This window comes from Chitinophaga silvisoli (assembly GCF_003412465.1).
Classification (GTDB): Bacteria; Bacteroidota; Bacteroidia; order Chitinophagales; family Chitinophagaceae; genus Chitinophaga; species Chitinophaga silvisoli.
Genome location: NZ_QTJV01000019.1, coordinates 21,714 through 35,626, shown reverse-complemented (window position 1 = coordinate 35,626; position 13,913 = coordinate 21,714). Strand labels below are relative to the sequence as shown.

The window sequence follows — 13,913 nt, the reverse complement described above, 5'->3', positions numbered from 1 at the left end:
TTTATTTAGCAACTTTGTTATAATCGTTGATTATGGATAACAAAACTGTATTGATTATTGAAGATGATCCCAACATAGTTGAACTCCTCCGCATTCATTTATATGACCTCGGATGCAGAGTAGCCAGCGAAAGCGATGGCTTGAAAGGACTGGCAGCTGCAAGGGAAGGCCATTTTAGCCTGATCATACTCGATATTACATTACCTGGTCTGAATGGCATGGAGATTTGCCGGAAACTACGGCAGACCGACCGGCAAACGCCCATCCTGATGCTTACCGCCAGGAGTGAAGAAATTGATAAGGTAATGGGACTTGAAACCGGCGCTGATGATTACCTGACCAAACCATTCAGCATCCGGGAATTTATTGCCCGGGTTAAAGTCATCTTTCGCAGAAGCGAAGATTTCGCTACTGAATCCACTCCTGCTACAATAGCCACCATCATCTCCTGTAGCGGACTCGAAATCGATCTCGATAAAAGAAAAGTCACCCTTCACAATAACCGCATAGATCTATCACCAAAAGAATTTGAACTGATTACCCTGCTGGCATCTAATCCCGGCAAGAGCTATAGCAGGAAACGGCTTCTGAACCTGGTCTGGGGCTACGATTTTGAAGGCTATGAACATACGGTGAACAGTCATATCAACCGCCTGCGAGCAAAGATTGAAACCGACGTATCGAACCCGCAGTTTATATTAACCACCTGGGGCGTAGGCTACAGGTTTAACGAGGAATTATAAATGTCAGTAAGAACTATAAAAGGCAATCGGCTGTTCTGGAAGATCACAATAGTGTTCACTGCACTATTGATCATGCTGGGGATAATATTCGTAGGTATCGCCTCCAATTTTTCCCGAACTTACTATACTGCCGCACACCAGGAATTATATGGTGATATCGCACAACACCTGGCCTCCTTTACCCAGCCCTTTAAAAATGGCCAACCGGATACCAGTGTCACACACGACATCATTCACAGTACAATGGTAGCCAACCCTGTCGTGGAAGTATATTTGCTGGATACCGCCGGCAATATCAAAGATTATGTGGTGCCGGACAAAACAGTGCAGATGCACAAAGTAAATATCAACACAGTTCACCAATGGCTTGCCGCTTCCAGGTTGCAACGCCCTATGGGAGATAATCCCAAACAACCCGGTGAACCCAGTATCTTTTCAGCTGCACCGGTTTATGAAAAAGGAAAATTAGTAGGGTATGTGTACGCAGTGCTGGCCAGCGAAAAACAAAAAGAGATCTTGCAATCATTAGATAATAATTTATACCTGCGTCTTGCCAGCTATATGTTCTTTGCAGCACTCATTGTAGCGTTTATCGTAGGCGTAGTTACCTTTTTCCTGATCACCGACAGCATCTGCCGTATAGCAGGAGTGGTAAAGCGATTTAAAGAAGGCGATTACACAGCACGTATAGAAGGTTATGCAAAAGGTAATCTGGGAATGCTGACATCCACCTTCAATGAAATGGCTGATGTAATTGTGGACAACATTGAAAAAATCTCCGCAACTGATAAATTCAGGCAGGAACTGATTGCAAACATATCACACGATCTTCGTACCCCCTTATCTATCATGCAGGGATATGTTGAAACACTGATGATGAAAAAGAATGAGCTGACAAATACCGAAAAGGAAAAGTTCCTGACGATTGTATATGACAGCAATCGTAAACTGTCCGTGCTGGTGGAACAACTATTTCAATATGCCAAACTGGAGGCCAACCTGATCACCCCTGATAAAGAACCATTCCAGGTGGCCGAACTGGCAGCAGACATCATGATGGCCTACCAATTGCAGGCAGCAGAAAAAGGTATCCGCCTGGGCTTTTATGCACCTGATAACCTGGCACTGGTCTTTGCTGATATTTCTCTTACCGAGCGGGTATTGCAGAATCTACTGGACAATGCATTTAAATTTACGCCTACCGGCGGCACTATTTCGCTTCACTTACAGGAAACAAATGCCGGCGTAAAAATATCCATATCGGACACAGGTATTGGTATTTCGACCGAAGACCTGACACATATTTTTGAACGCTATAAACAATCACAACCTCGCTCCGCCACCTCAAAAGGCATGGGCATTGGCCTGGCAATTGTAAAAAAGATCCTTGAGTTGCATCATACAGTCATTACAGTAGCCAGCACTCCTGGCAAGGGTACAACTTTTAATTTCGAATTACAGACTGTATAAACAACAATCCTGAATACTTTTGCAAGCCACAAAAAATGGCTCCTTTGCATCTTCGCTGATAGTATCCGCCAGCAGATATGCACAATCATGCTTATTTAATACGCCGAAGTACTACTAATCCAACTGTGCCAGCAATAAAAGAAGCTACCAAAATACCGTACTTGGCCTGCGTAATAAATACCTCATCGGTAAACGCTAACCCTGTTATAAAAAGTGACATCGTAAAACCAATACCTGCCAGGATAGCGACACCACATATATGCATCCATTTAGCATTCCCTGGTAAGCTGGCCAACTTCATTTTTACCATGAGCCAGGTAAAAGAGAACACACCAATGAACTTTCCGAAAAACAACCCCAATAATATTCCCATACTAACCGGGTTTACAAGAGAGGAGAAAAAGTCATTCCCTATTACCATCCCGGAATTAGCCAATGCAAACAAAGGCATTATGATGAAAGCCACCCATGGATGAAGAGAATTCTCTATCTTCTGCAAGGGAGTCTCTGCATCCACGCTCAACTGCTTGATTTTTTCAAGTGCACGCAACTGCTCCGGTGAAATCAATGAACCATCCTGTCTACGCGCTACTTCAAACTCATCTGCATAACAACGCGCATCCCTCAAAAATTCATCTTCATCAATCTTAGGCCGGGCAGGAATAGTAAAAGCCACCAATACACCAGCTATTGTTGCATGTACACCAGACATTAAAAATCCAGCCCAAACAATGATACCCAGGATCAGGTAAAAAATAGGATGACGTATACCCAATAAGTTACCTGCGACAAGCAACATCAATACTCCCCCTGCTATCACCAAAGGGAAAAACGCAATTTTGGCTGTATAAAAAAATGCGATGACCAACACAGCTCCCAAATCATCCGCAACTGCAAGCGCTGAAAGAAAAACCTTCACGGAAGCAGGGATACGCCTGCCGGCCAGCGACAATAAGGCCAGGGAAAATGCAATATCTGTTGCCATTGGAATCCCCCATCCACCGGATGAAGACAATCCACTATTCATTGATATATAGATTAGTGCCGGGACAATCATCCCACCCAATGCCGCTATCATTGGCAAAGATGCTTTCTTCATAGAAGAAAGTTCTCCGGCGATAAACTCACGCTTTAATTCCAGTCCTATCACGAAAAAGAACAAAGCCATCAGTCCGTCGTTAATCCAGATGTGCAAGGGTTTGTCAAACGTCATGTTATTAAACCCAACCCTTAAATTCGTCTCCCACAGATGAAGGTAACTTTCCCTTGCAGGAGAATTTGCCCATATAATTGCAATAATTACACTTACAAATAAGACGATGCCTCCTGTAAATTCCTGGTGGATAAATCTGCTTACAGGTTTGAGTATATGTTCTATCGGAGTTCTTGCCATATCTTTTTTCAATTAGGGAAAGAATAATTACTGCATAAAAGATCCAAAATTACATCTTCCAGGTAAACAACATCTATGTTTTATAACACCACTAAGGTACTGGATCCTCCCTGATAGCATCAATAAAATAAAACACCACAATCAAAATGTCTCAACTTTGTGACATTTTACATACCTTTGGGCCATGGAAAGTCAGCAAAAAATTCTGGACAGCGCCATAGAAGTATTAAACGAGGACTTTTCAGCGCCCATAGACGTAATTGCGGATAAAGCCGGGTTAAGCCGTCGCACCCTTCATCGTTATTTCAAAGACAGAACAGCATTAATAGATGCCTGCCTTCTCAATATGATGCAGACATGGGAAACAGCCATGCTACAAGCCTGTAGTAATTCAGATGACCCTGTAAAACAACTGGAAGGCATGCTCTATGCCGGTATTGATTGCGGCGTAAAATATGCATTTCTTCACAAGCTCAGCAAACAGCAGCCCACATCCACTAATTCAAAATACACCTCAGCCAGGGAAAAGTGGTTTCAATTGATCCCGCAACTGCAGCAGAAAAAAATAATCAGCGATAAAATTGATGCTGCCTGGATCAGGCTATTGTTTATCCAAATGATTCATACGACCATTGAGGCCTATCGCTCAGGAGATATTGCTCCCAATGAGATTAAAAGAATGGCCTGGTATTCCTTTCGCAGAAGTATCGGGATGAAATAAACAGCCTGGTAAAAACAATTATAACATGATCTCCTCTTTCCTCCTCATAGGACAATCAAATATGGCCGGGCGTGGTTTTGCCCACGAAGTGCCCGCTATCATCAATGAAGGCATCCAGATGCTTCGAAATGGCCGTTGGCAGATGATGACAGAACCTATTCACAACGACAGACCCGGATCCGGTATTGGTCTCGCTTCCAGCTTCGCAGCAGCCTGGCGACTGGATCACCCTAACCACAGAATTGGTCTCATACCGGCTGCCGAAGGAGGCACAAGTCTGGACGACTGGACTGTAGGAAGTGCACTCTTCGATCATGCCATTGCACAAGCAAAACTGGCACAACGTAGCAGTACAATTCAAGGTATCCTCTGGCACCAGGGCGAAAACGATTGCTTTCCCGAACGTGCACAGGTATACCAGCAAAAGCTGACCGTAATAATGGATGCATTACGCAGTGAATTAGGACTCCCTACGACTCCCCTGGTCATAGGCGCGTTGGGCGATTTCCTGCCACATGGAATGTATGGGCAATATTTCAACACTTATCCTTTGGTGAATGATGCACTTAAAACGTATGCTCAAAATCAACCTGATTGCTACTATGTAAGTGCCCAGGGCTTAAGTGCCAACCCCGATGGTTTGCACTTCAATGCCGAATCTTTACGTGTATTAGGAATCAGGTATTACCAGGCCTATAGCCAAAGGACAGATGTATTGGCCCCATTGCCCCATGAAAATGAACTGCTGACAACTATTTACAATAGGCCACTGACGAAACGTGAGCAAATCTTTCAATTGGAAAGCCACTTTGCTACCGGTAAAATAAGTGTGGAAGCATTCCAGAAAGAGATGGCAAGCTTTCAATAAAATAATGCTCAAAAGAAAGAGGTTGTAGCAAAAGTAAAATGTCCAGGCTTTAATCCGGCTCCCTGACGGAAAGCATTTTCTTTAATTGAATGCTACATCCATCAAGTTACTTTTGTTACAACCTCCATTAATTTATTGTTTTATAAACCACTTCGCCGATACTCCTGTTGATGTCCTGATCATCAGCAAATACATACCAGGTACTAACTTTTGCACATCTACCACCGTTTTCGAAACGGCCACCTTATCAAACATCTTCCTGCCCTGCGCATCATACACACTCAACAAAGCATTGCCGGCAATATTCACCGCCAGGAAATCATGTGTGGGATTGGGATAAATAACAACTGAATCTTTACCTTCCTCCTTCCGCAATGACATCATCTCCTCCAGTTCATCCGCACCAATAGTAGGAATCGCATGCCGCGGATCACCATCATAATCATCAGTAACCGGTACCGAAGACGTGCCGGCAACTAACGCACTGTTTCCTGACGTTAAATGCAGATCAGCACTTGTCGCATCTACAAAAGATACAGGAACGGAGATCGAATGCTGATCCATATTACTACTATCTTTAAACACCTCAAAACTCAGTGGTTTATTATACCATAAGCCCACAGTAGCCGGATTTACACTATACAGATCATTATAGTCAGACAAGATCCATTCCTGCGCAGGCACAGCCCTTTGATTCACCAGTGCATAATGATTTCCGGTACCACCAGTCCTGGTATTATAATAGATGTTATCAACAGAAGTAACAGTTGCACCAGTAAACCTTGATTTCCTGAACGCAGCAGAGATGTTACTACCAGCCCCAGTACCACCGATCCAAACACTATTATAATAAGAGGAAACGGCAGTAGAGATCTGCAACAAATTAATGCCATACACCTCCGTTTTATCAGGGGCCAGGCTGATCATATTATTCTGAACAGTGAAAGAGCCCGCACCATATGCACCGTTTAACAATACCCCGCTCACAATACCAGACGTTGCCAAAGGCGTTCTCAGGTCATAAATCCTGTTTTTCTGCACCTGTAAAACATTGGCATCCCCATTATGCAAACAGGTAATGCCCGCCACATATGCCACAGGTGTAGCCGTATTCTCCAGGTCATAAATGATATTCCCCCTTATGCGGACAGGTGCTTTTCTTGGACCTCTTGCACTGATTCCCTGCACGGCAGGAGAGTACTGTGTACCTGAATAAGCAGCAGGGTTATGCAGGGAATGAATACTATTAGAGTCTACATAATAATACTGATAAAACATATTCGTGTTCTCAATACCAGTTACAATAGTAGCTGCATTAGTACTTGTAGTATACAAATCATAAATGGTATTTCGCCGGATGGTATTATTGAGATAAACACTTAGGACAGACCCGGTCCCAGGCAAATTTTCAGAAAGGATGCCCCTTACCGATCCTTTTATAGTACCATTATTATAAAGACCATATACCTGGTTATCCTCAATGATAGTATTGGCAGTAAATGCACCTGCACTGTTCAACAATAAAGAATAGATGCCTTGTATATTGATAGTGGAATTTAAATTACTGACAGTATTATTCCGGCAAAATACACTCTGGTAATTCCCATGGTTTAGTGCCAGGCCATATACAGCGCCACTATCAGCGTTCACGGCAAACTGGCTGACGATGCAGTTTTCTATTATCACCGTATCAGAACCATTGTCTTTTACAATACCTGCTACCGATGCATTTGAAAGTGGTGCTACGGCACTGATTCCTCCTACTTCCATGTTTTTTAATCTCAATGCCGAATGGCTGCCACGGTACAAGTTACTAAGCAACACACCTGTAATATTCATGTAAGTACAGCCGGCACATTGAACGCTTATGACACCTGTATCACTCACTGAGCCAACAACATTCTTCTCCAATGCTCCAATCAGATCATTGGTCCGGTTAAATACCATTCCGGTAAACCCTACATTGCCAGTGGACGACAAAATTTTAAAATTAGTCACCACATTCCCATCTACCTGTCCGCGATTCCTGTCAGAACCACTGGCATCATATATACCCGTTACACTGATATTATTACCGGAATAATAAGCAGGATGTCCGCCGGCATGTGGAGCACTACCACCTATATAGTTGTCTTTGTTGATATTCCAGTTGGCAACGGGTTCCAGGTACATAAAATACTGGCTTTGCTTAATAGTATCTGTCTGATAAATACTATTCCCACTCACCGTAAGGAAGCCTTCATGATAAGTCAGGTAAATACCTGCTGTAAAAGGGATATCAAAACTTGTAGTATTGTAATTATAAAATCCGTGGATCAGGTTATTGGAAATGGTATTGTAGTAATTAGATCCAAGATTCTGCAGCACAAACCTACCCAGTATGCCATACAGCATTCCCCTGTTATTTGCCGGCCGGATCTCATTGTGATCAATGACATTATAGGAATTATTCAGCGATGTATTGACCGCTGCTTCTGCCAGCACAATATTCCCGCTTTCTTTCGTCTGACCGGAGCCCTCGATATTACAATAGCGTACCGTATTCCCTTTGGCCCCATTTATAAAACGTATCGTAGAACTGCGTACTGTCAGGCTGCTATGTATATTTGAAATTGTCAGGCTTCTTGTCGTGTCAGTGTCATTGATCCGGCCATCAATGATCACGCTATCCGCACCATTCAGGTCAATCATAGCTGAAGGCAGGTTACCACGGAGCGTACAAACCACGGTGGGGCGTATTTCTATGGTAATGTAATTAGAGGTGCCTCCACTGGCATTGAGCTTAGCGGTGCTTGTTTCAGTGGTAGAACCTGTAATGGAAATTTTTATCACTCCTTGATGCGTGCCTGCATTAATGGCATCGAATGCGCCTTTAAGGGTGGTGTAAATGCTGTCGGGTACACCGGCGCTTGCATGTACGGATACCTGGGCATTCATGGTAACCGTACTTAACAGTAGAAAAATAAAGGGTAGGTAGAATTTGTGCATGGAATAAAGGTTTAATGGTGGGAGATAACACACTATTTAAGTTAGCGAATTAAGGGTTAAACAAAACTACTTGACATAGTAAGGCGGGGGGGCAGAAATAACCTAACAATCTCGAGGAGTTCAATCTTAAATTAGATCAAATACCTGTTCCCTCATATTATGTTCCATGCTTGGGCTAGCCGACAATTTTCGAACTTATTTCATCAAAGGGGTAAGGCTATTAATCAAATTTTTCAAAATGCTAACGATAATTTACATGCTAACCAGTATTTTTCAAAATCAAAATAGCCGATCTCCAAATCATCTTAAACAACTATAAATCAATTATTTAAAAAACAAAGAATTGTTTTGTTCAAATGTAGAAGATGCTTAATTTTCCAGGAATAACAACTATCTAATGGAAGAAAATTCGCAGGTTTCAGATATAATTTTCTATACTAGCCCTAAAGGACATATAAAAGTCGAAGTAGTCTATAATAATGACACTTTCTGGCTCACACAAAAAAGGATAGGAGAGCTATTTTCGGTTGAAACTCAAACAATTAATTATCATCTCAAAGAAATATACAGAAGTAGAGAACTAGAAGAAGAAGCAACTATTCGAAAAATTCGAATAGTTCAAAAAGAAGGTTTAAGAGACATAAAACGGGAATTGGAATTTTATAATCTTGATGTCATTATAGCTATCGGCTATAGAGTTAATAGTTTTGAAGCTACTCAGTTCCGTATATGGGCGACGAAAATTCTCAAGGAATTTATTATTAAAGGTTTTGTGCTTGATGACGAACGACTTAAACAAGGACAACGTTTTAATAAGGACTATTTCGAGGAATTATTAGAACGCATCAGGGAAATAAGAGCCAGTGAACGACGATTTTATCTTAAAATAACGGACATATATGAACAATGTAGTATTGATTATAATAAAGACGCAATAATTACTAAGGAATTCTTTAAAACCGTTCAGAATAAACTACATTATGCCATATCAGGAAAAACAGCTGCTCAAATAATAGCGGACAGAGCGGATGCGAACAAACCTAATATGGGTTTACAAACCTTCAAAAACTCTCCAACAGGGAAAATATTAAAAAGCGATATTGGTATAGCTAAGAACTACTTGATAGAAAAAGAAATCAAGGAGTTGGAAAGAATTGTTTCTATGTACTTAGACTACGCAGAAAATCAGGCTGCAAGACAATTACCAATGAAAATGGCTGACTGGGTAAATAAGCTGGATGCTTTCTTACAATTTAATGAGTACCAGGTTTTAACTGATGCTGGCAAGATTAGTCATGCAATTGCAATGAAATTGGCAGAAACAGAATATGAAAAATTTCGGATTTGGCAAGACAAGGCATTTAAAAGTGATTTTGAGAAAGAAATTAAAGACCTACTAAAGTAACCATTATCATTTTCCCTTACACCAATCGCGTTGCGTCAATCTTACCCACCTGATCGACCAACAGCAAAAAGTTTGATTTTTACTATTTTTGTCCCATGACATTCCCAGCAACCACAGAAATTCCCGGTTTGAATCTGGCAGACCTGCGATTAAATGGGTTTAAGGTGCAGGCACTACCCGGATCGGCTGAGGCACCGGTAAATGGTTTCAAGGTGCAGACCCTGCCCGGATCAGCTGAGATACCCGTCAAAGCAGGCCGTCGTGACTTTTATAAAATGGGCCTGGTCAATGGGGACATGACCATCAATTATGGCGGCCAGCTGCTGGAGATCAAAGGCACCGTCCTCTTTTTTGTCAATCCAAGAGTACCGCATTCCCTGGTCAATCGCGTCACCCCTACCAGCGGTTACTCCTGTATCTTCACCGAAACCTTCATCAGCGGGCGCGAACTACAAGACTCCCCGCTTTTCCGGGTGGGCGATAACCCTGTCATATCCCTCAATCCAGAACAAACGAGCTTTATGACCGGCCTGTTTGAGAAAATGCTGGCTGTCTACAACGGCGACTATCTTCACAAGGGCGAATTAATCAAAAGCTGCATCACACTCATCATACACGAAGCCTTGCGGATCCAGCCCCCCAAACATGCATTGCCATTTAAAAACGGTACCAGCCGCATTGCTCATTTATTTACCGACCTCCTTGAAAGGCAATTCCCCATCGAGCGCAGCAACGAACCGCTCCGGCTACGCAGCGCACAGGATTATGCCAACCACCTTTCCATCCATGTGAATTACCTGAACCGGGCCGTCAAGGAAGTGACAGGCAAACCCACCTCCACTCATATAGCAGCACGAATCATTGCCGAAGCCAAAGCACTCCTGCAGCACAGCGACTGGAGTGTGGCAGAGATTGCTTACGCCCTCGGTTTTGAATATCCCGCCTATTTCAACAACTACTTCAGGCGGCTCACCGGTAGCACACCCAATGCCTTCCGTAAGGTTTGAAAATTATAATAATTGGTTTGATCGTGATTGGCTGTCCCCGCATTTTCGGGGGAACTTTGCCCTGTAACAATAAACCAATTAGCAATGAAAATTTTAGTAACGGGTGCAACAGGAAAAGTGGGAAGCCGTTTCGTACCACGCCTTTTAGCAAAAGGTTATGATGTATCTATCCTGGTGAGAGATGCTGCTAAAGCAAGCGACCTGATTCAACTTGGTGCAAAAGCTATTACTGGCGATTTATATGACCCGGCCACTTTACCACCTGCCGTTGCGGGTATGGATGCCGTGATTCACCTGGCTGCCTTATTCCGTACGTTCACTGATACCGAAGGTATCATCAAAACCAACCGTGAAGGTAGCATCGCACTTGCGCAGGCAGCGCTGGAAGCCGGTGTAAAACGGTTTGTGTTTACCAGCACCTCCAACGTGTATGGTTCAGGTTATGGCAGACCAGCCCGCGAAGATGAAAAAGTTGATATCAATGATCCCCGTGCTTACTCTTCCAGCAAAATCGCTGCAGAACAGGAACTGATTGCCATGCAGCAAAACCAGGGATTTGATGTGCGCGTACTTCGCCTGGGTTTCGTGTATGGTGACAAAGATCCGCATATCGAAGAGAGCATCCCGCTGCTGAAAAAGTTCAAGAGACACCCGGGTTCACGCATGCATATGGTTCATCACCTGGATGTAGCACAAGCACTGATTTTATTACTCAACACCGAAGGCCTGGATGGGGAGATTTTTAACGTAGCCGATGATGCACCGATCACCTTGTATGAACTGGCTGATGCTGTTGGCAATGCAGGAGAAATATTTGATGAAGCAGCCGGACCACTCGACGATCCGTTCCAGGGTGTGCAGGATATTACGAAGTTGCGCAACAGAACAGGTTTTCGGCCACTGGTACCGAGTTTTTATACGGCGCGTGATCTTGATATCCTGTAAAAAATGTGGGAATGCCAAACTCCCTCATATACCATATTTACCTTTCAATCTCTCTTGATAGAATTTCAGCAACAGCATGCTCCATTAATTCGTCTTTTCCAAGACGAATTCCTTCTACTGTTGGCTCAATTACCTCGTTAATTTTGACTCCCTTTCCCTGTGTTTCTGTGCCATCCGGATAATACACACCAATACCTGAAATCATTGTGTTAATCTGACCAGGAAGTACAATTCCCGATACGTTACCATCTGCACCAGCAGTCTGACTCCCCATCACTACTGCACCGGGAATAGATTGCAAGGCCATGGCTGTGAATTCAGACTGGCTGATAGATGACTCATTCACCAAAATGATCACTTTACCTGCATAAACAGGGGAGAAATTATATTTATACTTCACAGCACCGGATTCAAGCAGGCCATTACTGACTGTCATATCCTTTACAAATACACCCGGTCTTAATAAACTGCTTTTCGTAAAGGAAGCAAATGGAGAGGCTATTTCCTTCAACCACTTACCATACTCGTAAGGCATAGGTGTATTGGGATAGCATCTCAGATCGATTATCACACCTTTGGTATTTTTAAATAATTCCTTAATAGATTCCAGGTCTTTATCTTTCAATTGTGCGGCATATAAATATCCAATATTCCCATTCATTAACTTGTAGCCCCTGCCTTTCCTGGTTTCCGTTAGATGAAGAAGAAATTTATCATAATAATCTTTAAAAGGAATTTTTGTAATCTTTACCTCTTTAGTGATGCCACCCCTCTCTATTTTCAGTGTCATGCTGGTCCTGGACGACCTTAATAACCATCCGGTGTTAGCAGCCATCTTAAACAATCTGTAATTGCGGTTAGATCCATGCGTAAGCGGTAAATATTTTTCAACTAAGCCTTTCACTGGTTCTCCATCGATACTGGTAATGATATCGCCTGGATTCAATTTACCCTTTTCAGCAATATCTAATCCTGAGACCCCGGTTACGACTAATTCATTTTCAATAAATCTGGCATCAAAAGGAGCGGTCATTTTTCCCTGGAGAGAATCAAGCGCTGGATTGCCGGATATACTTGCATGCCCGTCATTAATTCTACAAATTAATTCGGTACATATCTTCGCATAATCTGTCTTGTCAGCAGCATGCAGGAATTTCGGAATAAAATCCATTAATATTTCATTCCAGTCACCTTCTATATGATATCGGTAGGGATAACAGTAGTTGATGTAATTCCAGTACCTGAATAAGGCTAAAATCCTATAACCGGAATCAGGATATAAATTACCGCTATATGATTTTTCATGTCTGAAAATCGGATTGTTCACGTCCTTATTAAAAGACAGGTAATGAGAATCATCAATAGGTAGATGATAATCCCGCATTTTTTTCAATTGCGCGGTTATTTTCGGGGATAAAGTATTGTCTGAAAAAAGAAAGCCATAATTAGCCTGCATTTTAACTAAACTATCATTAATCAAATTTGGCTTGGAAGCTAATTGGGAAGGGCCTATCCTGTCCAACCATTTTTCAAAAGCCTTATTAGCCTCTTCTGCGGACCGGCATGAAATAATTTCAGGAAGAATACGAAATAATTCAGCATCCCAATTCAGGTCTCCACTCTCTACCCGGCTGTGATAATACTTCAGAAATCCCCAAAGCATGCCCAAATTTGTAAGGTTTTTTACGGTCTGATCATTTAATGATACTTTACTAATTCCCGACCCTCTTATAAAGGACTTGTCAAGTTCTGCTTTTTCCAGTTTCTTAAGCGGCAATGATTCAATAGCGCGACCATCCACTGTTAATTGTAAATGATCAATCCATGATTTCCCTGATCCTGTCAGCAGGCCACCAAAATAGATCCTATCTGCGTTTTCAGCATTAAAGGGTATAGTAATACTACATTTCTTCCAGTTCTGTGTACCATTTATACCACTATCTGCCATGGTCTTGAAACCAATAATCTCCTGATTAATATCCTCAATTCTAACCCATAAACCAGCAAATCCATTCTTTACATTTTCTGTTTTAATATATCCGGTCAATTGTATTTCATGTCCCTGTAATGGACTTGCCAGTTCGTAGGTACAGGCACCGGACCCGTTTGATCCAAAGACATACTCAATGCTGGTAGATAAATGTTGATCCTGGGATACACTGGTATCTATAGTTACCAGATACCCCATATTGAGTTGTGAAAATGTCCATCCTGAGGGGTATCCAAGAGAGTCAATATTTTCAAAACTTAAGTTATAATTGGGAGTGTTTCTACATGAAGTGATAAATATTATGATACAGGCAAAAACGCAACTTCTGATGTAATAATGTTTACAAGCTAATGATTTCTGCATCCAAATAATAGAAGAATAAG

Annotated in this window: 10 protein-coding genes; 7 read left to right on the top strand and 3 right to left on the bottom strand. The window is 42.3% G+C overall.

Annotated features, from left to right (window positions below):
• Window positions 1–32 precede the first annotated feature (32 nt).
• A complete protein-coding gene (locus DXN04_RS32085; RefSeq protein WP_116857520.1) occupies window positions 33–743 on the top strand; it encodes a response regulator transcription factor in 711 nt (236 codons plus the stop codon).
• Window positions 744–2,213 carry a sensor histidine kinase gene (locus tag DXN04_RS32080; protein WP_116857519.1) on the top strand — a complete coding sequence of 490 codons (1,470 nt, stop codon included), beginning with the start codon at window positions 744–746 and terminating at the stop codon, window positions 2,211–2,213.
• Between the two features lie 91 nt (window positions 2,214–2,304).
• On the opposite strand, the gene nhaA is transcribed toward DXN04_RS32080, so the two are convergent.
• Complete coding sequence (gene nhaA / locus DXN04_RS32075; protein WP_233525736.1) at window positions 2,305–3,618, bottom strand: Na+/H+ antiporter NhaA; 1,314 nt, start codon at window positions 3,616–3,618, stop codon at window positions 2,305–2,307.
• Window positions 3,619–3,790: 172 nt separating this feature from the next.
• Here nhaA and DXN04_RS32070 point away from each other — a divergent pair, with 172 nt between their 5' ends.
• Complete coding sequence (locus DXN04_RS32070; RefSeq protein ID WP_116857518.1) at window positions 3,791–4,327, top strand: TetR/AcrR family transcriptional regulator; 537 nt, start codon at window positions 3,791–3,793, stop codon at window positions 4,325–4,327.
• 25 nt (window positions 4,328–4,352) lie between these two features.
• Window positions 4,353–5,195 carry a sialate O-acetylesterase gene (locus tag DXN04_RS32065; RefSeq protein ID WP_116857517.1) on the top strand — a complete coding sequence of 281 codons (843 nt, stop codon included), beginning with the start codon at window positions 4,353–4,355 and terminating at the stop codon, window positions 5,193–5,195.
• A gap of 132 nt (window positions 5,196–5,327) precedes the next feature.
• Here DXN04_RS32065 and DXN04_RS32060 read toward each other — a convergent pair whose 3' ends face one another.
• Entirely contained in the window at window positions 5,328–8,183 is a 2,856-nt protein-coding gene (locus tag DXN04_RS32060; protein WP_116857516.1) for a T9SS type A sorting domain-containing protein, read from the bottom strand.
• 397 nt (window positions 8,184–8,580) lie between these two features.
• Between DXN04_RS32060 and DXN04_RS32055 the strand changes: the two genes are divergently transcribed.
• From DXN04_RS32055 to DXN04_RS32045, 3 genes are all read left to right on the top strand, one after another.
• A complete protein-coding gene (locus DXN04_RS32055; protein ID WP_116857515.1) occupies window positions 8,581–9,588 on the top strand; it encodes a virulence RhuM family protein in 1,008 nt (335 codons plus the stop codon).
• A 95-nt stretch (window positions 9,589–9,683) separates the two neighbouring features.
• The gene (locus DXN04_RS32050; protein ID WP_199415186.1) at window positions 9,684–10,595 is read left to right on the top strand and encodes an AraC family transcriptional regulator; all 912 of its coding nucleotides are present in this window, start codon (window positions 9,684–9,686) and stop codon (window positions 10,593–10,595) included.
• 84 nt (window positions 10,596–10,679) lie between these two features.
• On the top strand, window positions 10,680–11,540 hold the full coding sequence (locus DXN04_RS32045; RefSeq protein ID WP_116857514.1) for an NAD-dependent epimerase/dehydratase family protein: 861 nt from the start codon (window positions 10,680–10,682) through the stop codon (window positions 11,538–11,540).
• Between the two features lie 37 nt (window positions 11,541–11,577).
• Here DXN04_RS32045 and DXN04_RS32040 read toward each other — a convergent pair whose 3' ends face one another.
• The gene (locus DXN04_RS32040; RefSeq protein ID WP_158569267.1) at window positions 11,578–13,728 is read right to left on the bottom strand and encodes a S41 family peptidase; all 2,151 of its coding nucleotides are present in this window, start codon (window positions 13,726–13,728) and stop codon (window positions 11,578–11,580) included.
• Between the last annotated feature and the right edge of the window lie 185 nt (window positions 13,729–13,913).

What these genes read in the sequence shown, in the direction of transcription:
- DXN04_RS32085 (WP_116857520.1), top strand. Translation starts at nt 33, where the DNA reads ATGGATAACAAAACTGTATTGATTATTGAAGATGATCCCAACATAGTT.
- DXN04_RS32080 (WP_116857519.1), top strand. Translation starts at nt 744, where the DNA reads ATGTCAGTAAGAACTATAAAAGGCAATCGGCTGTTCTGGAAGATCACA.
- DXN04_RS32070 (WP_116857518.1), top strand. Translation starts at nt 3,791, where the DNA reads ATGGAAAGTCAGCAAAAAATTCTGGACAGCGCCATAGAAGTATTAAAC.
- DXN04_RS32065 (WP_116857517.1), top strand. Translation starts at nt 4,353, where the DNA reads ATGATCTCCTCTTTCCTCCTCATAGGACAATCAAATATGGCCGGGCGT.
- DXN04_RS32060 (WP_116857516.1), bottom strand. Translation starts at nt 8,183, where the DNA reads ATGCACAAATTCTACCTACCCTTTATTTTTCTACTGTTAAGTACGGTT.
- DXN04_RS32055 (WP_116857515.1), top strand. Translation starts at nt 8,581, where the DNA reads ATGGAAGAAAATTCGCAGGTTTCAGATATAATTTTCTATACTAGCCCT.
- DXN04_RS32050 (WP_199415186.1), top strand. Translation starts at nt 9,684, where the DNA reads ATGACATTCCCAGCAACCACAGAAATTCCCGGTTTGAATCTGGCAGAC.
- DXN04_RS32045 (WP_116857514.1), top strand. Translation starts at nt 10,680, where the DNA reads ATGAAAATTTTAGTAACGGGTGCAACAGGAAAAGTGGGAAGCCGTTTC.
- DXN04_RS32040 (WP_158569267.1), bottom strand. Translation starts at nt 13,728, where the DNA reads ATGGGGTATCTGGTAACTATAGATACCAGTGTATCCCAGGATCAACAT.